This is a genomic window from Kineosporia sp. NBRC 101677 (assembly GCF_030269265.1).
GTDB lineage: Bacteria > Actinomycetota > Actinomycetes > Actinomycetales > Kineosporiaceae > Kineosporia > Kineosporia rhizophila.
In genome coordinates this window covers 16,302-36,632 of sequence record NZ_BSTA01000025.1, presented here as the reverse complement: position 1 = coordinate 36,632, position 20,331 = coordinate 16,302, and the positions used below count along the sequence as shown (strand labels likewise).

Below are 20,331 nucleotides of genomic sequence, written 5' to 3'. Positions count from 1 at the left end.
CCAAAAGCCAGCGGGCAGCTCCCACTCTCTACGCCATCCTCCGCGAACTCCAGTACCTGATCGCGACCTGGCGCGGGATCTGCCCCCAATGCCACCAACTCGTACCAACCTAACAAAGCACTACTAGTCCGCTCGTACGAGGTGAGCCGTGGGTTCATCCATGGGCCGGGAGAACATGACCGTTCTGGTAAGCAGGAGAGGATGGCCGAACTGCAGGCGTCAATCTTCCCTCCCCTTGGCGTGGGCCCACCGCCTCCATGCATTCATCGAGCCGTATCGCGCATGCCGACGATCCTGACTCTGACGTGCCCCTGGAATCGTCGACGTCCGCCGGACGATGGCTCCGGCCGCCCGCGGCAGGCCCGTCGCAACACAGAGGCGGGCACCGATGGATCACTATCTCGAGCCCCTGGGTAGGCCGAAACATCGGCACTTACGGGAGAGCAACAATGTACGGGAAGGCTTCAGCGAAGTAGCGGTATTCGTGTTCTGGGACAGTGACGCATAGCTGGCGGCTTGGTACCGAAGACCTCGCTGGGATGCGTACCCAGCCAACGCAGCCGAACCAACAACGCGGTGCCGCCGCCCGTCGGCACTTACCTGTTCCACGTGAAACGGGTACGTAGCCCACGCTGCTGGTCGCGGCTACGTTCGCGATTTCATGGCTCGAACCTGGAGGCCTGCCGTCGCTCACATCCGCCAGGACGGCGGACCGACAACTGGAAAGCCACCTGTGCCCCGGGCTCAAACCGCAATCAATCCCAGAGTAATTGGACCCACCTCGAGGGCGTCGATCGGCCGACCGCTCTTCCATAAAAGCCACCGGACGGGCACTGCCGAAACCTGCCGGAGGTGGGTGCCACCTGGTCGTCCAAGTTCGGCAACTCGCTCATTGAACGTTGATCGTTCATAGTCCAGTCAAGAACCCAACGGGAGGTACAGCTCGTTAGCCTTGCGAATTGGTGGTGTGAAACACGACCGCTGGCTGCAATGGAGCCCATCACTTCAACGGCCGGCCAGCGAGTTAATCCACCTGCACGGCAGCAGTCGCTTGCTCGCGATTTACCGAGGCTGTGGGTGGCGGCCCTCATGGCTACCTCGTTGTGCAGCTCAAACGCCTTCCTATGCGCGGACGGATACACCACGGGCAGCGGGACGACCGCAGGCCCCTTTGCTCCCGGCCGGGTTTGGGCCTCGCAGAGCCCTGAGCTCGGGTCGCGAGAATCTTTGGCCGCATGGCCCGCGTCGGGGCTTCATCAACTCGTCTGTACGAAAGCGTTCGAGTGGTGATACTTCAGTGCCGCTCAGACAGGATGCTCATTGCGTTCGCTGTTGGACGCTAAGTTCCTCAGCCAAAGTTGAGCTTGAGCTGGCCATGGGGTCTGATGCTCTTCCCCACCGGCAAGAACCTAATCGCGATCCTCTGCATAGATCTGTTCGCCAGCATCCCGGGCGGCGGGATCGCCGAGGTCAGGTGCGGGAAGACTATCGATGGACGGACAGCTTCAGCCCTGACTACACGCGTAGTTCATCTTCAGACTCCTCTACCTGAACGTCCTCACTCCGCGGCCATTCAAATTGAGCACGGCCGGCAGCCCTCAAGGAAGGACGTGCGACTGCCGGTGCCGACGAGGCCTCTGGGCAGGCGACCCCGGAGCCGGCATCCGCCGGTCACGTAGAACTGCTGCCCCATCGACCACACGTTGGCGATTGTCATTCGGCCGAGGCCGGTTCGCTCACACTGATCGCCAGCCTTCGGAGCCCATTGGACGCATGTGTGCCAGCTACCGAACTGACCGCCACTTGCTCGTTCTGATGGCATGAGTCAGCTTGCCAATCGTGGGGCTGGAACGGGTCTGCACTGTGTGTGAGTTGTTACCGCACGACACACGTCGTCATAGACACGCCTTCTCATTGGACCGGGCGTGTTAGCGATCGGCTGGTTCACAGCACGGAAGATCCGAGTCGGTGCAGGTCACTGCTCCTCCCCTCCGTCCCGCGACTGCCTTTGGGGCAATCGCTCGGCGGCAGCATGTCTGTCGCTTGAGGGGGTAGACGCAGTGCCTGTTCACCAGCTCGTCGAACTTTCCAAAGATTGCCGCGCGTCTTCCACACGGTGCGTCTTGCCTGTGGATACACGCGACAGGGCGCCCTCGATCTCAGTTTGACCTGCAGGTTGTCGCTCACACCCCTGTGGATAGTCCTGGGGATAACTGGTGTTAGTAACCACCAGCCGTAGCTAAGTCCTGGCGACGCGCTTAAGGGGCTCACGACCGCAGGTTGCCTTCAGACCGATACGGCTTTCCGACTCGGTCTGACCCAACCTCGTGCGACAGGATCACGTGGCAACTGGCCACCATGCTCTTGTCATGGGGGCGTCGCAGCTAAGACCCATGCTGCGGCTGGCCGGCTCTGTCCGCGATCATCCGGGACTAGGCGACGACAGCTAAGAGCCATACGGATGACGGTCCCGCTATCGGGCTGAGCCATAGTCGCGGGTTGTCTCATGCCACAGACCCGTAGGCCGCATCCACTGAAATGCTCGAGGCCAGGTTGCCCGGGCGTCAGGCGCACTGACGCAAGAGCGCTGCCTAGGCATTCAGAACTAGGCAACTTCAAGATCGACCAAGGGCCTTGCTGTCCCGCGGCGGGTAGGGACAAGGCGATGACTCCTGGAAGGCGGTCTACCGCAATACTCTGGTGAGCTCGGGCCGGCCGACCCACGGTGCAAGGATCTGAGCTCAAACATGGTCATTTAAATCCCGCGTCGTTCCAGATGCTCACTGCGGGTCTTGCTGGCGCTCGTTTCTTTTCGACCGCAGTCAGGGGGCGACTGGGTGCGAAACTGAGCGCCAGTGGGCTGACCGTGAGCCTTGAAAGCCGCTGAACGTTCATGGCCAGCGGGCCGGAAGCCAGTTTCTCCCTTGCCATCCTTCCCAGGCGAACGTTGGCCTTGAGAGCCTAAGCCCGATACGCGCTGCCCAAGATCGCGTCCCTGTCGGGTTCTGGCCGGCCGCCAGGAACCGAGCCCATAGGTGCTGGCCAGACCATCTTGCTGCTCAAGCGTTGAGGGCCGGATTCACGAGTACAGGCTTCTGACTCCGACCAGACGAGCGCTAGCCATGTCGTCGTTTCACGTGGAACGGCGGAGGCTGCTCACATCCGACTGCGCAAGAGAAGCGCACGGCTGGCAGACCTGCGGGCGACCGGCGTTGCTCAACTCCGCCCTGGCGCAGTGCGCAGGTGCACGCAAGGAGCGGCGGCGCCAATCGGTCATGCTCGAAGCGCGCCTCTACGCGATCACCCCCTGGTCTATCTAGAAGCAGGGTGCGACTTCCATAGGGCGAGGCCCATGAGCGGTGGGGTAAGCGGATGTGCCGCGAGGTAGCTACCCTCTGCGCGAACACCATCCATCTACCGCGGCCCGGAAGACGAGTCCTTTCAAGCGCAGCCGGGATGGCAATGCTGCGCACCTGCCAGAGGCCGAAGAGCGATCGATAGCACCTCGGATCTGTAGTTGAGCCCGCGTTCGCCCCCGTCGGCCTCCCGCGCGACTCTGCCTCCGGCAGACATCAGATTGCTATTGCTCGATATCCACATGTGGGTAGTGCGGTGGATAACTCTGTATTGGATAGCTCGGTACTGGATAGCTAGCGCTGGCCGCGCTCTGCCGCCTGCATGGGGACACGATCTGACGTCCAACCTTCGATTGGCGGTCGGCCAAGATGGCTTACCCAGAAAGCGCCGGTCGGGAAGCCACGATGGCTCCGCTCAGACATGTCTGGATGTCGTGCGCCTAGGACGGCGTCAACGTGCCCTTGAACCTTGCGCCTAGCTGGTCCACGCAGCCTTGGCGGAGGTCGACATTGAGGCGGTCACCCCCGGCCCCAACCCGTGGCCGGTGGGCATCCGGCCCATCGCATTTACCGGGCTCTTGGTCACTCAGGCCGGCTCGGCAGCCAGTCCGTTCTTGCCACCTAGGGCGATGGAATTGAGGAAGAGGCGGAGACCCTGCTTGACGAGGATGAGTGACGCGGGCCCTTGGACCTGGCGGTGGGCATCCAAGCATGCCGGGGGATCAGGAGGACGGAGTCAATAGAACAGAGGCGCTGTCCCTCTCAGTGGACGAAAATTAGTTGATGTACCGGCCCCACGCTCTTACGACGCTCAGAGGGGCATCTGACCTATCAGTGATGTTCACCTTGGGCCGTAGCATGGTGTCGAGTTTCTAGCGCTGTGGATACGACAGAGCATGGGCTCAGGAGTATGAGCAGCCAGTTGTATCCGAGCCACTGGCAGGCTGGTTGTGGCGTAGCTGCGTACTGGCCAAGACGGATCGTCCGTGTTTTTGCCATCGCGACTAGGCGCCGGAGTAGCCGGCGCGCGGGAAGAGCGTCCATTGGCGTCGGGAGGGGCTTGCTATTCCGCCCGCCCTTTATTTTGCACGCAGTAAGTACAGCTTCGACCTGTTGCAGATCGGCATGTCTTCCCAAGGTGTCGTAGCGCTTCTTGGTCCTTGAAGGAGGGGCCGTAGCCCATGGTGGCGGGCGCCAGATGATTCGTCGAAGACTGCCCCCTTGCATCGCTGGCCACCTTCATGACCTTCTTGCCAGACCGGCGGCGCCTCCCGCTCTGGCCTCTCGCTGGACCTGCGCGCCGCCGGTCCATATTCCGGGCCCGGGCCACCTGAGGGTCAATGGTTCACGTCGACAGTTGCAGGCGCTCTTCAGCTCACGCAACGAAGCGGTCTTGGCATCGCCGCTGATTCACGTGAAACGGAGCCGCTACCTCGCGATCAGCAATCCATCGTCCGAGAGGGATCGAGTTGGGCAGCACCCCCGACCCATAGGGTCCGCGCCTGAGATTGTGCAAGCGCCTTGGCACACGCTGTCTCGGCGGCCCGCAATCGTGAGCGACCGACGCACACGAAGAGATGGTCCAGTCAGTGCAGTCACGGGCACGATGCCCAGCTCGCCGTGACGAGCCCCACCATAAACGCGCGTAGCGGCAGGGACCTCTCTGTACCTGTGCTCGTCCTCAGCCACCGGTGCCGGCGCATCCTTACCATGCAGTTGGTTCATCTCATTCGCTATGCCAGATCGCATGGCGTTCCCATGCGCCCAACATCTTTATGCGCCGACCTCATGCCGAGGCGCGAATAGCGGTCCCCGTATTCCGCATCACGGGGCTGGTGCAGGGTTAGGAACTGGCGCGGTCGGGCCGCGCCGAGGTGGGCCTCGCCTAGTGGATCCAGATGATGGCCTGTTGAGCGGACGGCGACGCTGTACTCGAGCGAGCAGGCCTCGGTCTACGAGTCTGAGCCGGCAAGTTCAATCGCGTCAATTCAGTCCCTTGAACGTCACCGAGCCGCGCTCACACTCTCGGGTCGCGCTGCCGCGTGCGCCATCCCGGGTGCACACCTACGCCGGTTTGTGGCGTACGAAGGGTGCTTGAACCCGACGAGCGGAAGTGGCCGCTGCAGTTGATCGCGATGACCACCGAGGAGACCCAATCAGTCGGGTGGTCAGTGACCGGTCTAATCAGTTCATGACCGGCGGCTCGTCCAACCCGTCTCAAGTCTTGATAGGTCAATCGATGCGACGGCACTGGGCTCAATGCTGGGGCGACAGCTCCCAAGGATTCTCCAATCGGTCGCGGATGGGCCTGTGAAGCTTGGCTTGGTGGCCAGGTCCGTGTTCAAGCCTCGGTCGGCGCTCTTCTCAGCAGCGCACAGGGCAGCCCGCAGCGCCACGAACTCGGACATGCGGGCCGGCGACATGGCGAGGCCGATGGGCACTGTTGTCGGTCGCATGCCCCGCGCAGGAGGCGGTCCGTAAAACAAACCACGCCGCTGCATGGCCTGCCGAGCATTGGCTGCGAATCCATCAAGCCATGTAGCGGCCCAATGCTTGCATCTTGTGCCCGGTCCATGGCGGGCTTCTTGGGCCTGGTTGGTCACGGTCGGCCGCCTGCATGCCAGCATCGGCCACGGACCAAGGGCCGCTTGGCACGCTTACGCGGTAGGAAGATCGGCGTGGGTGGATTCTCGGCGGCATCCCTGGCCGCGCGATAGACGTTCGGGCATGCCGCTCGAATGTGGGTTGGCCTCGGTTGTTGTGCCCGACTAGCAGTGGATCACCTCGAGATCTTCAGATGCCTTGCGCAATGCTGAGCGGACTTTCCCACCTCGCCCCTCCATCGAGCCCCCATCGCGGTACGAAGTTGGTGACTTGCCTCGAACCCTGCTCATAGCGGGAGGGCCCCGACGAGAGCGGCGGGCTGGCCACGGATGCCGAGGATTGCCGCCTTCAAGTCTCGCGGTCGGCCCGCCGAACGTTAGCTTTACGGGCTGGCTTGGGCCACGAAGGTCTCCCCTAGTCACAATGGACAGGGAACAATCCTTGCTTCTCGAATGGCAGGGGCAACATAAGTAGGCCGGGTGGGCGCTGGCCCAGATATTCAGACTGAGGTCCGCCGCCCGGCGGGTGTCGACGGCGTGCTGTCAGTTCTGGACGAGGTGCTCGCTGTGCCAGCCCGGCCGCGACCGGCACTGCCAGAGCAGCGGTCGTCACTGTGGATCGGCGCAGCTGGCCTATGCATGGCCCAAGTAGTCCTCGACTGGCTGGCGTTGGGCACTAGGGCCACGTCCTGTGGCATCTGCCAAATGGTCACTGAGCGGTAAGGCACTGTGAAGGGGGCCTGCCCTGGTGGCTGGCCCAGCTCATGTGCTCGCGACGATTGAGACTGATCGACTGAAGCTAGGGCTGCTGCAGGGCTAGGCCGACTGGTGCGCCTCGCACACCCCCTGTGCGGCTTGCAGAGTCGCGATTGGCAGGCAGGGGCTGGGTCACGTCGATCCTTCGAAGGCCGATCGCGCCCTGGTCTGCGCTGCGTGGCCGAGACCGATAACCGCTGACAGAGGTGACGCTCGCGGGGTCACCTGTGAATTGGCACCGGGCCGGCTGTCGTCTGCCGCATATCGCGTTGTGGCATCGCGGGCTGAGCATGCTGACGTCGAGCCAAACACCTCGGCGACCGCGGTCCTTGTGGCACATGGCGGCCGCCTCAGTGTTCGTGACTCACCGGCCGGTCCACCACGTCCACCAAGGAGACGACCACTCATGCCGGCGGCTCTTTGATAGCGCTCGTCCATTCACGGGTTTTCAGCGCCTGGCTGGCCACCGAGACCGCTGAGACTACTGGCGTATTTCGGGGTCCCGATCCAGACATCGATCGTCTAGGGCGCTGGCGCCCGCTGGCCCCACAGGGCATCCACCGGGCACCTGATCTGGCGGCAGGCAAGCCCAGGGCTGTCGCCATAATTCGCTCTCGTGACGTGCGGGTGGACTGTTCCGTCTCCGTCAGGCAATCAATGTGCCTGGGCCCGTAGATAGCACTTCAGCAACCGGTCGCGGGTTTCGGCGAACCGGCCAAGAGGGCAGAGCCTTCACGCGCTTGCAGCTGTGCAGACAGTCCAGCCAAATCTGGTCTCGGGATTGAATGGCTGTCCCCAGAGCGGCCGCTCACCCAAGACTCCCCTGCGGTCTCATGAGCGGCAGCGCTAGGGGACGGCAGCGCGCTCATGCAGCCTTCATCTTTGAGGGCCGCCCAGGCTCTGAAGAGGTCTACGCGAGTCATCCCTACTCGCCAGCTCGTCGGCCGATCACTGCGGGCGGCGGCCTGATTGCGCTCAACGAAAGTCGCCGGAGCAGCCCCGGGGGGTTCACCTGAGCGCCATCACGGCCAGCCACCCAGACCAGTCTGGGATGTCATGCTGCTGCGGTTGTGCCGACAGAGGAGGCGCAGAGACGATGGGCACGGCCATCTGCTGAGCTTGGGCGTCGGTTGACCTTTAGGGAGCCTCCGGGCCTTTGCAAGTGGCCGCGCTGTCGTGTCCAGACGGTGTCAACGGCCGCTGCCGGTAGTCGCGCGGTGCCGACCTTGTCGCCAGAAAGCTCACCCGATTCGGACGCTTGATGGTCCGACCGGCCGGTGAGGAACGGCACGCCGGATGACAGGCCCTCGTGATTCGCTCTCATCGCTTGCGGGACGGCTACCCGGGCGCGGACGGAGCCGGCAGTTGACGCATCCCTTTCCCGTACGGCAACCGCAGCACTTCTGCGCAGGCCGACAGCCCGCATCTCCTGCGTGTGGCTCTCCAACCAGCAGTGCCCAATCGCCGTCGACCGTTGAAATGAGCTGGGTACGCACACCTTCCTGGGCCAGCGGACAGAAAGGCTCCAGTCCTGCGGTGACAGGAACCTAAGAATGACTCATGGCTAGTTAGCCAGCGAGTCTGCCTACGTCTGTATCTATCCGCGCGCTGGGTTGTGGAGCTTCCGGCGGAAGGGTTTCCTGTATGCCGTGGTGCGCGGTCGCGGCAATGGCGATCTCCCCACCTAGCACTCACTCCCCGTGGCAATGAAGCCCACGGGCGGCTCGCAAGCAGCCGCACCGACTTGGGTTCGACTGGCGTCAGTCAGCACTTCGCCAGCCGTTGGGAAGAGTGGGTCGAGTCTCCTGCAGTGATCCGGGGCTGAGCCCAGGCGGGCGTCACGCGACCCCAGTGCGGCTTTAGCGCGCTGCGTCTGTTGTCTTCCCCAGATAGCCTGCGCGCATTCGTCTCCGTTTCACGTGAATCACGCATGGACCGCCACCGGCCTGATGGCCGGATTCTGGGGCCAGCTGCCCCCTGGAAAATGCGTCTTCTGCCCGTTGGAGGGGCCCCTGTCATGCCGGAAAGGTCCTCGCAGGATCCTTACTTACCTTGGGCCGGTGCCTATGAAGGAGGCCGTGGATGACCTTGGCTGGCCAATAGGTCAACTAGTCCCCGACAGCGATAGCAGGACGGTTCACGTGAAACATTGGCGCGACTACACCAACCGGCCCTGCTGTCATTAGCTGGGCCCCGGCGCTCGACGGTTGCCAGATCAGCCCTGCACGCAGGTCGCCCTTCATGTGTCATCGCCCCATCGCTCGCCCTTGGCACCCGCTTGGACTCCTGGCAGTTCCGCCAGACATCACACGGCGCTGAACCGACACATCCGCTGCCATAGACAGTCACGAACTGTCTTGGACCAAGTCGTGACCAAGCGGCTTTCCAGCCACGTCCTAGCGGGTTTCACTCAATCACGGACCTCCCCCATCCCAGCCTCCCGAGCTCCAAACAAGCCGGCAGCCTCGGGACCTCGGCGGTCTTTTGCTTCAGTGGGGCAGGCGTATGCGCTAGGCAACCCATGAGAGCGATCGTAGGGCCTTGTCGCGGACCCGCCTGTCGCCGCGCTTGGGCGGCGACAGGCGGCTCTACGTCATGAACCGGATAGCAAGACCAAACCGGCTGCATTCAAGTTCGCGCTCGTCCGCGATTTGCTGGCGATCAGCGATGCAGTGGTACCTGGCAGAAGTCTGCGCTTCAGTGAAGGAAGTGGTCTTGTCGCGGCCAACCATGGCGCGGAGACACCCTCCGCAGATGGGGTTCGCTGGCCCTCATGCTGTAGGCGCAGGACAGATGCCGTCATTAGGGGCCCGGCCAACGAAGCGCTGGCAGAGCCGAACTGCTAGAGAGGTGAATGGCCTGTCCCCATGCCCGCACTGACCCGGGTAGCCATGTCCGCCATCGGCATCGAATGCACGTGCTTCTGACGAAGATCAATGGGGTCGCTGGAAGACCGCCCGTGGCAGCAGAACGACGGCCACACAATCCCCGAGTCCGAGCTACCTCGGCTTCACGCCCATGCGTCCCAGGCCCATTCGTTCCGGAAGGTAGCTCGAGGGCTAACGCAGACAAGCGGTGCGCACAGCGCCAAACAGAGGCTGACGCACGCCGCATCTCTTCAGAGGTAAGTAAGTGCCGGAATCCAACCCCCGTAACTGCACCGAGCTACATCCTCGGCCAGGCCCCGAACAGAAGGACCCCGCAGCCCGGACTCCTGTAGTCGGGCCCGAACGACAGCTGCCTTATGCCGACGACGGAGCTGAGCTAGGCCCAGGTCCCCCGCGCGAACGCCCGTAACTACGGCAAGAACCTCAGATGTCTCGCACCCAGCCAGCACGTAACCAGCCGCGAGGCGCGCGGCCACCACAACCGTCCAAAATAAGCTGCCTCACCGTGACCAAACCGAGAACTCCACACCCTTGTGGAAAGCGAATCGCCCTCGCCCCGGCGACGGGCTTTTCCACAAGGCCAGCCCGTTGTGCACAGCCTTCGACCCCAGGCCTCCCCAAACGCCGGACAGTGGCCTCCTGAACACGAACCCGCAGGTCAAACCCACGTCGTGAAATGGCAGGCCTTCACGCAAGCCCCCAGCCGGCTCATCCACCGACAGTCAGGGACTCATATCCACAAGAGTTATCCACAGGTCTGTACACAGGTGTCGGCAGCACTGTGCACAACCGAACGCGACCATCGAATTGGTAACTGCAGGTGACCAAGGCTGCGCACAAGACGTCCTAAATCGGACACCCAAAGGCCGCACAGCAACATGCCCGGATGCCAGGACCCCATGGCCAAAACGGCAAAGCCCCGACTCAGCGGCGAACCGCAGAATCGGGGCCAGGCGCAGCCAACAAACTAACGGCGACGTCCACCAGAGGGAGCGCGCTTCTTACCAGCACCGCCAGCACCGCCAGCACCGCCAGCACCGGCCGACTTGCTCGGCGGCGTAGCGGCCTTCTTCTTTTTCAACACCTGCCCGGTACGGCCGGCCACGATGCGGACAGCAGTAGTAGGCGTACCCAGCACCGCTTCTCCACAGTGCACGACCTCGGACGAAGCAGCGCCATAGGCAGCCAGAACCTCGCCGGCGGCCGTCAGCTCCTCCTGGGCAGTGTCCCCCTTGATCGCCATCAGCTGCCCGTCCTTGCGGACCAGGGGCATCGACCACTCGGCCAGCGTCGGCAACGCTGCAACGGCACGTGAGGTGACGACGTCGAAATGCTGCCCCGACTCAGCGACGATGTGGGCCTTACCCCGGATGATCTCCACGTTGCTCAGCTCGAGCTCCGCCACGATCTCCCGCAGCCAGGTGGTGCGGCGCAGCATCGGCTCGATCAGGTACACCGTCAGATCCGGCCGGGCGATGGCCACCGGGATTCCCGGCAGTCCAGCACCGCTCCCGACGTCGCCGACCTCGACGTCAGCCGGGATCAGCTCCTGGAGCACCGCGCAGTTCAGAAGATGGCGCTCCCAGATCCGCTCCGCCTCGCGGGGACCGATCAGACCGCGTTCGACCCCGGCAGTTGCCAGGGCCTGTGCGTACGCATGCGCGAGGTCGAGGCGGGGCCCGAAAACGGTCCGGGCCGCAGCCGCCTCTGCCTCGGTGGGTTCGACGGGCACGAAGCTCAGGACTCGGCCGGCAGCACGACGACGTGCCGGTTCGGGTCGACGCCTTCGGACTCGCTGGTCAGCCCGGCCTCGGCCACCACATCGTGCACGATCTTGCGCTCGAAGGCGCTCATCGGTTCCATCGCGACGGACTTGCCCGAGTTCTTGACCTGCTGGCACACCTTGGTGGCCTTCTCGGTGAGCTGGGTGCGGCGCTGGGCCCGGTAGCCCGCCACGTCCAGCATCAGCCGGCTGCGCTCGCCCGTGTTGGCCTGCACGGCCAGCCGGGTCAGCTCCTGCAGGGCTTCCAGCACCTCACCGCTGGAACCGACGAAACGACGCAGGGCACGCTCGCTACCGCCGTCCCCGACGATGGCCACCGACGCCCGGCCGTTCTCGACGTCGATGTCGATGTCTCCGTCGACGTCCACGATGTCCAGGAACTCTTCGAGGTAGTCGGCGGCGACCTCGCCCTCTTCCTCGAGGTCCTTGATCGAGGCCCGCGAGCGGGACTTCTTGGCACCGCCGGCAGCGCCTTCGTCAGTCTCCCCCGCCACGGTCTCGTCGACCGCCACCGCGGGCTCCGCCTCGTCCGCGGGACGATCCTGGACCGTCACTGCTTCGGCCTGTTCGCCGCTCTCCATGAACGTCTCCTCACATCGCAGCCGGCCCGCCGAACGGCAAGCCTGGCACCGGTCGTCCCCAACGACCGGCCACATGAATTCCATGCTGTCTGACGAACGATCCGCGACCGGGACTCCCCTACGTGCACGGGGAGTTCCGGTCGCTACGCCGATCGATCCGGCGCTCAGGTGCTCTTCTGGCTGCCGCTCTTCTTACGCGCGGACTTCTTCGTGGCCCCGGGCGAGCCGGGGACGGGGGCGTGCCCGTCCGAGGACGGCTCGGCCGTCGGCGCCTGACCAGTGGCGTTGTCGTCCTTCTTCGCCACCTGGCCGGCAGTGCCCTGCTTCGCCCGCTGGGCCTTGGTCTGCTTCTTCGGCTGCACCCGCTGAGGAGCGGCGGCCGCGGCCTCTTCCTTGGCCTTGGCTTCCTCGGCCTCGACCGCGCCCATGCCCAGCAGCGGCTTGCCCCGCTTGGCCCGGCGCTCGTTGAGAGCCTTCTCGGCGGGCGAGCCCGGAGCCGGCATCCGCCGGATCACGTAGAACTGCTGACCCATCGACCACACGTTGGTGGTGAGCCAGTACAGCAGCACACCGATCGGGAAGTTCACGCCGGAGACCGCGAAGATCAGCGGCAGCACGTAGAGCAGGATCTTCTGCTGCTGCGCGAACGGGTTGTCCAGCGCGGCGGCCGGCATGTTCTTCATCATCAGCTGGCGCTGCGTCATGAAGGTCGCGGCCGACATCAGGATGATCAGGACGACGGTCAGGGCCTTGGTGCCCAGGTCGTCCGACTTCAGGAAGGTGTCCGACAGCGCCGACCCGAAGAGGGTGGAGGAGTTCAGCTGCTCGCGCAGTTCCGGCGTCAGCGGGCCGATCGCGAAGTTGCCGTTGAGCACCCGGAACAGGGCGAAGAAGATCGGGGCCTGGAGCAGGATCGGCAGGCAGGAGGCGAACGGGTTGGTGCCCGACTCCCGGTAGAGCGACATCGTTTCCTGCGTCATCTTCTGACGGGAGTCAGGATCCGTCTTGCCCTTGTACTTCGCCTGGATCTTGCGCAGTTCCGGCTGGATCAGCTGGAGCCCGCGGGAAGCCTTGATCTGCTTCACGAACAGCGGGATCAGGATGATCCGGATGACGATCACCAGACCGACGATGGCGAGCGCCCAGGTCCAACCGGAATCCTCGGGCAGGCCGATCGCAGTGAACAGGGAGTGCCATTGCACCATGATCCAGGCAACGGCGTACTCGAGGGGTCTCAGGATCTGCATCGGCTCCTCGCCGGATCAGGCGGCACGTCGCGAGGCGGACGGCGCGCAGTTCTGGTCAGTAGGAGCCACCCGGCTTCTCGCCCCGGGATCGGGCGACTCGGGCTCGGTGGCGAGTGACGCGGGCGCGTCGGCCTGCGCCGGCGCAGCAGAAGGAGTGGCTTCGTCAGACACCCCGTGCTCACCCCCGGCCTTGCTCCTGACCGGTGGAACGTGGTCGATCCCACCCGGGTTCCAGGGGTGGCAACGCAGCAGACGCCGCCCCGCCAGCCAGGAACCGCGGACGGCTCCGTGCCGCTGCACGGCGGTGAGCGCGTACTGCGAGCACGACGGATAGAAGCGGCAGGTCTGACCGTAGAGCGGTGAGATCAGCGCGCGGTAGAGCATCAGGAAACCGATGAGCAGGTACTTGGGGACGCTTGCGAGCAAGCGGGCACCTCGGCCCACCAGTGCCGTGGCCCGGCGAAGAGCAGTACCAGAGGACGATTCGTCCCCGGCGGTTGCCGACGGCGGCTCAGCCACGAGGGCTCCCGGTACCTGAAGAACCAGTTCCTGACGAACGGCGTCCGCGGCCGCCGGGGCCCGGGCCGGTGCCGGCCGGACTACGCAGGGCCGCAGCCAGAGCGCTGTCGAAATCCGCAGCGAGAGTGGTGGAACCGGCTGCCGCGGGATTGGCCCGAACCACGACAAGAGCGCCCGACGGCAGCGCCGCCAGGCGTTCTCTCGTGATGTGACGCAGTTGCCGCTTCACGCGATTCCTCACCACCGCCGGGCCGACCGCCTTGGACACGACGAAACCCACTCGTGCCGGCGAGGCCGGATCCGAACCAGTGCGGTTCAGATGGATGACCAGGGATTGCCGACCGGCGCGACGGCCTTTGCGCACAGCAGCGGAAAAATCGCTGCTGTGTCGCATCCGGTGAGCGCCGGGAAGCACCCTGAGACCGGGACGGCCGAATCAGGCGGAGAGTTCCGCGCGACCCTTCCGGCGGCGGGCGGCCAGGATGGCGCGGCCGGCGCGGGTGCTCATACGCAGGCGGAAACCGTGCGTCTTGGAACGGCGCCGGTTGTTCGGCTGAAACGTCCGCTTGCTCACCTGAGGACTCCCATGCAGTTAATTCAACGCAGTGTCAGTGCGCATGCTTTTGCAGTCGGCGCGGCCGTGCCGGAATGACATCGACCGCTGACACCGACCTCCATCGGACGCCCGCGCAAGGTCTGCGTGGACATGCGAAGAGAGGTCGCCGTCAAGCCCTCTCACGGTACGGGCGCACGCGCCCTCGGTCAAACTCACACCCGGGGCGCGGCCTTCGGCACGGCGATTCGTCGATCAAAGCACTGATCAAAGCCGGCGGCAACGCCGCCGTCGCGAACAACCCGCGAACGGGACGATCCCGGCGCGAGCTCGACCGGGCCACAGGTATGGCACCTGGACTGCATCGGCCGTCCTCCGGCCGCCGCGACGGCGGCTGAACGAGGAGCTTCCGGGGCCTGAACGGCCGGGCAACGTGGCGTCACGTGCAGATCCAGACCCGAATCCGATGTGATCTGCGTCGCGTAGTTATCCACAACCTGGCAGGTGGGAGCGGACGAATCGGATTTGCCGGTACTCCGCTCGGCGCCCGGTCGGACGACGGCCGCCCCCAAGGTCCGGTCCGAGCGGCTATCGTCCTCTCTTGCGCTTCCGTGACCCGCAACGACACGCCGAACTGGCTGGTCATTGACTTGTGGACGGGCGGTGCGAACCGGGGGTCCCAGCTGACTGCAGCGGGGGTCACCGGCGGGTTCGACCGGGCTCGAGTGCACACTGGACCGGTCCGGCCTCTCGTTCATGCACAGGGTGTGGACAACGCTGTGGAAGAACGACCGCGTACGGACTGGTAACGGAGGTGAGCGGCGTGGCATCGCCGAACGAGGACTTTCCCTCAGTCTGGCGCCGGGCCCTCGACTCGCTCGACTCAGTGGGCGTGACTCCGCAGCAGCGCGCCTTCGTGCGACTCGCCCGGCCCGTCGGTCTGCTCGACGGCACCGCCATCCTCGCGGTCCCCAACGACCTGACCAAGGAGATCCTGGAGCAGCGGGTCCGCGACACCATCACCGGCCTGCTCTCGGAACATCTCGGGATCCCGATCCGCCTGGCCGTCACGGTCGACTCGTCGCTGGCCGGCGGTGAGCCGGTGCACGTGCGTACCCCCGCCGGCGGGATCCGGATGTTCGACTCCGAGGAGAACGCCACCTACGAGGTCCGCGGGCCGATGTCCCGTTCCGGCGACAGCGGCTTCGGTACGCCTCGCGCCGACTTCCGGGCCGAGGCGCCGGTCGAGGGCCCCGGGTCGTGGAACAACCCGCAGTCCCCCCGCGCCGTTCCGGACATGCGTGACCTGCGTCCCGACGGCACCGACCGGGCCGAGCGCAACCACTTCGACCGCTACCAGGACGAGTACCCGGCCGAGTACCAGCCGATCCAGCCCGACTACCGGCAGGACTACCCCGGCACGTTCGGCAGCTACCCCGTCAGCCGTCTCGACTCCGACCGGGCCGAGCGCGGCGAGCGCGGTGACCGTTACGAGAACGAGCGCCCCCGCTACGAGAGCCGGCGCGAGCTCCGTCAGAACAACCGGTACGACGAGCAGCCCGATGCCCCCCGCAACGAGAACGACCTAGGTCATCTTGTTCAAGGCGGCCAGGAAGCAGATCGCGTCCAGGAAGAACGTCCGGAAGCAGACCGCTTCGACTTCGAGTCCGGCAACGACCGGTTCGAGACCGACCGTTACTCCGGCACCCGCTACGACGGCTCGCGTCTGGACCCCGGACGTCACGAAGGCACGCGTTACGACCTGGGCAACTCCGGCGGTGAGCCGGCCGACCAGGGGTACGAGCGTCCGCAGCGCCAGCGGTTCGGTTCCGAGGGTGAGCTGGGTTCCGACAACGCGAGCAACTCTCGGCCGACAGAGAGCCGCGAGCTTCCCTCGGGCGACCAGCCGGACCAGCGTGAGCCGCAGCCGGGGGAACCGCTGCAGGAGGACCTGTTCGGTTATCAGGGCGATTCGTTCGGCCAGGACTCGTTCAACCCCGACCGCCGCGGCGGCGAGGGAAGGTTCGGCTTCGAGAACCCCGCATCCCCGACCGGCCGTGAGCGCAATCCACAGCCTGACAGCGGGTTCCGCACCGGCCGGGGCGAGAGCTCGGACTCGATCATCGACATTCGCAATCTCGACCGGGCCAAGCCGCTGGAGAACAACTCCCCGGCCGGCCTGGCCACCGGTCTGCCCGCGGGCAACTCCGAGCCCGTGCCGCACCCCGAAGACCGTCCGGCTCGCCACCGCGCCACCAAGCCCACGGTCGAGCCGGCCCGGCTGAACGCGAAGTACACGTTCGAGACGTTCGTCATCGGGGCCAGCAACCGGTTCGCCCACGCCGCCGCGGTCGCCGTCGCCGAGGCTCCGGCCAAGGCCTACAACCCGCTGTTCGTCTACGGCCAGTCGGGTCTGGGCAAGACCCACCTGATGCACGCGATCGGGCACTACGCGATGAACCTCTACCCCGGGGTCCGCGTGCGCTACGTGAACTCCGAGGAGTTCACCAACGAGTTCATCAACAGCATCCGCGACGACAAGGCCAGCACCTTCCAGCGCCGCTACCGCGACGTCGACGTGCTGCTGATCGACGACATCCAGTTCCTGCAGAACAAGGTGCAGACCCAGGAGGAGTTCTTCCACACCTTCAACACCCTGCACAACGCGAACAAGCAGGTGGTGATCACCTCCGACTTGCCGCCCAAGCAGCTGGCCGGGTTCGAGGAACGGATGCGCTCCCGCTTCGAGTGGGGCCTGATCACCGACGTCCAGCCGCCCGACCTGGAGACCCGGATCGCCATCCTGCGCAAGAAGGCGATCGGCGAGCGTCTCGAGGTCAACGACGCGGTGATGGAGTACATCGCCTCGCGGATCTCCACCAACATCCGCGAGCTCGAGGGTGCCCTGATCCGGGTGACCGCGTTCGCCAGCCTCAACCGGCAGCCGGTCGACCTCTCCCTGGCCGAGATCGTTCTCAAGGACCTGATCCCCGCGGACGACACCCCGGAGATCACCTCGGCGACGATCATGGCCCAGACCGCGGCCTACTTCAGCGTCTCCCTCGACGACCTGTGCGGCCCGTCCCGCTCACGCACCCTGAGCAACGCCCGCCAGATCGCCATGTACCTGTGCCGCGAACTGACCGACCTCTCCCTGCCGAAGATCGGCCAGCTGTTCGGTGGCCGCGACCACACCACGGTCATCCACGCCGACCGCAAGATTCGCACGCAGATGGCCGAACGCCGCTCCACCTACAACCAGGTCACCGAGCTCACGAACCGGATCAAGCAGACCTCGCGCATGCCCTGACCTGAGCAGCAGCCAGTAATCCTCAATTTGAGGACGCTCGTGGCGGGCCCCAGCGAACCGTGGACGACAGTGGGCGGCTGGGTGGGTCCACAACCCCGTTCGCGTTCCGCCCGTGCTGTGTACGTTCCTCCGCGCAGCAGCCGGCCTGTCCGAGCTCGCGGTATGCCAACGGCTGACTGCTCGGCAACGGGACCGAGCACCGGCCGACCTGCCCTGGCTCACCCTGCAGCGCGCCACCGCTATCCCGCCTTCTCCCTGAGCCTCGACCTGGCCGACAACGAGCCGGCGCCAATGGCTATCCATCGCACTAGAGCCCCTTGGACCTACAGCTACGCCCACCGATCCCCGCCGTCAGCAACCTGTCCCGCCAAACCCCCCTCGGCATTCACCCCTGCCATCACCTCATCAAGAGCGGCCCCGCCAGCAGCCAGTCCACGATCGACCGTGTCCAAAACCTCGGCCGGCGACCGTCCCTGCCAACACCTGGCCAAAGCCGCCTTCGTCAAACCCGGGCTAGCCACCAGTCCTGCCCAACGCTCTGGCCGGTGATCGCCCCCTCGCTCGCCCGCCGCCAACACCTGAGCGAAAGCGCCTTGTGCCAACACCCGGCCGGCGATCACCCCGTCCAAACACCTTGGCCGAACCACCCCGCACGCTTTCATGCGCCGATCTTCACCACCACACGACCACCCACACCATCACCGCGGCCATCCTGGGAGTGGGCACCACGAAACGGCGTTGGGCCGTGCGAGGTCGCGCCCCGCCAACACCAACGGGAGTCACGCCGACGACGATTGAGTCGCCAACACGCCGACCGGCGGTCAGCCCTGCGGTCGACCCCGCCAGCGCCCAGGTCGACCATCAGCCCTGTCTAGACCGTGGCTGGCGACCGCCCCCCGCCAACACCGCGACCAAAGAAGTCCCCCGGCCAGCGATTGCCCCTGCCGCACACACCCCACCGAGACCGGCCCTGCCCAAACAAGACGGCCCACAACCACCTTGCCGACTCCAGATCGGTAGCCATCTGCCCGCCCCAAGGTCGGTAGCCACCTCCCCACCCCAAGGTCGGTAGCCACTTCCCCACCCCAAGGTGGGTAGCCACCTCCCCACCCCGAAGGTCGGTAGCCACCTCCCCACCCCGAAGGTCGGGAACCACCTCCCCACCCCGAAGGTCGAGCCCGCACCACAAGGTCGACAACCATTTAGGCCAAGTCGGTATCTACCTTGCTGATCGACGTCGGTCACACCTTGTCGCCCCGTCGGCACCGACCTCCTTCACCGCTCGGGCACGCAATCCCCGCATCTGCTATCCGGCCCGCAGTCCACGGCTCTGCCGGCGCAGCCATCCATGCCCTCGCGTAAGGCGCGCGACCTCAGCGCCGTAGACAAAAACTGTGCCCGGTGGCCATCCACATACCTTCCCTAGGGCAAAAACCTCACGGCGAGCGGTCATTTTTGCGCGGCGCTCACAAAAGACAGCTTCATTCGCTTCTGAGTAGTCGCCGGGCCCTCGACTCGGCCTGAGCTGGTTTTTGGCGGGAATTTGCCACGCCAATATGTCTTCCCACAGAGTTATCCACGGGTTGTCCACAGCCGGGGCAAAATGAGGGTCGGGCAAAAACAGCTCTCCACAGTTCCGGTTGGAGACTGTCCGCCCAGTTCAGAGGCCAAAGTTGTGGCCTCGCAGCGGTGTTCTGGGGGGCCGGGACCTGGAAGGTCTGTCCACACTGTGTACAGACTGGGGACAAAAACTGTGGAAAACAGACCCTGAGAGGGCCTGACACGGGGCGCTGTCGGCGAAAGCCCTTTGCTGGCCTCGAGTTGCCACTTATCCACAGGGCTCGGAGCGTTGTGCACAGCCGTGGAAAAACTAGGCGTTTCGCGCACAGGTGGGGAGAAGTCTGTGGATGAACTGGTGTGGATCCCGACTGTCCACAGGAGTTACCCACAGGGCTGCGCTTTTGTGGGTAAGCCTCTCACCGGCCAAAACGGCCAAACTTGAGGCTGGTTCTAGGGGACGGTGGCAGTTATCTACAGCCCGTGGACAACCGGCGGCCGGCCAGTGGATAACTCGCGATTTTGGCCCGTGGATAAAGGCGTGGATAAAGGCCTGATTCCTGGGGATGAAGTGTGGATAACTGTGGGTCATCGGTGGAAAACTGGGGACAACCCTGTGGGTCTCCCCCAGTTTGTCCACCTTCTTTCCACGGACACCCCGATTTCATCCACCATCTATCTACAGGCCCTTAGGGCTGTGACCTGCAAAAACGAGGGTTATCAACAGTTTCCACAACCGCTACTACAAACACCAAACAGTTATCTTGAGGAAGGTTGTGAATCCGCGAACATTTGGCTTGGGCGATCGAGCGGGACTTCGAGAATCTGTGGGCTGGGGATAAACAAGGAGTCGAACAGATGTTCGAACGACAAGTGTCTGCTCGAACGTTGGCCTTGGCAAGACCTCATCGGTCGTCAGACAGCCAGACCTGAGGTGGACGCCCAGGCGAGTCCCGGTTCGGGATCCAGCAGCCGAGCCCCGCAACCGGCACGCAGCGCGAACCTCGGAGCTGAGGCTGGCGGGGGGCCGGGAAGGCAGGGAAGGCCGGGAGGCAGGGAAGGCCGGGAGGCAGGGAAGGCCGGGAGGCAGGGAAGGCCGGGAGGCAGGGAAGGCCGGGAGGCAGGGAAGGCCGGGAGGCAGGGAAGGCCGGGAGGCAGGGAAGGCCGGGAGGCAGGGA

7 protein-coding genes are annotated in these 20,331 nt (G+C 64.9%); 1 reads left to right on the top strand and 6 read right to left on the bottom strand.

Translation table 11 applies throughout. From position 1 onward, the window contains the following. Window positions 1-10,570 precede the first annotated feature (10,570 nt). The 6 genes from rsmG to rpmH form a co-directional block, all read right to left on the bottom strand. Window positions 10,571-11,335 (bottom strand): 16S rRNA (guanine(527)-N(7))-methyltransferase RsmG, encoded by a 765-nt coding sequence (gene rsmG, locus QSK18_RS35300; protein WP_285628809.1) that lies wholly within the window; start codon window positions 11,333-11,335, stop codon window positions 10,571-10,573. Window positions 11,336-11,340: 5 nt separating this feature from the next. Next, window positions 11,341-11,967, bottom strand: coding sequence for a Jag family protein (locus QSK18_RS35295; protein WP_232811466.1), 627 nt, complete (start codon window positions 11,965-11,967; stop codon window positions 11,341-11,343). Window positions 11,968-12,131: 164 nt separating this feature from the next. After that, window positions 12,132-13,214, bottom strand: a complete 1,083-nt coding sequence (gene yidC / locus QSK18_RS35290; protein WP_285628805.1) for a membrane protein insertase YidC — start codon at window positions 13,212-13,214, stop codon at window positions 12,132-12,134. A 15-nt stretch (window positions 13,215-13,229) separates the two neighbouring features. Continuing rightward, window positions 13,230-13,640, bottom strand: coding sequence for a membrane protein insertion efficiency factor YidD (gene yidD, locus QSK18_RS35285; protein ID WP_232811468.1), 411 nt, complete (start codon window positions 13,638-13,640; stop codon window positions 13,230-13,232). 85 nt (window positions 13,641-13,725) lie between these two features. Further along, a complete protein-coding gene (gene rnpA, locus QSK18_RS35280; protein ID WP_352396732.1) occupies window positions 13,726-14,148 on the bottom strand; it encodes a ribonuclease P protein component in 423 nt (140 codons plus the stop codon). Between the two features lie 21 nt (window positions 14,149-14,169). Further along, window positions 14,170-14,307, bottom strand: a complete 138-nt coding sequence (rpmH, locus tag QSK18_RS35275; RefSeq protein ID WP_052528269.1) for a 50S ribosomal protein L34 — start codon at window positions 14,305-14,307, stop codon at window positions 14,170-14,172. A 1,705-nt stretch (window positions 14,308-16,012) separates the two neighbouring features. Between rpmH and dnaA the strand changes: the two genes are divergently transcribed. Beyond that, window positions 16,013-17,596, top strand: a complete 1,584-nt coding sequence (gene dnaA / locus QSK18_RS36345; protein ID WP_408623354.1) for a chromosomal replication initiator protein DnaA — start codon at window positions 16,013-16,015, stop codon at window positions 17,594-17,596. The last annotated feature ends 2,735 nt before the right edge of the window (window positions 17,597-20,331 follow it).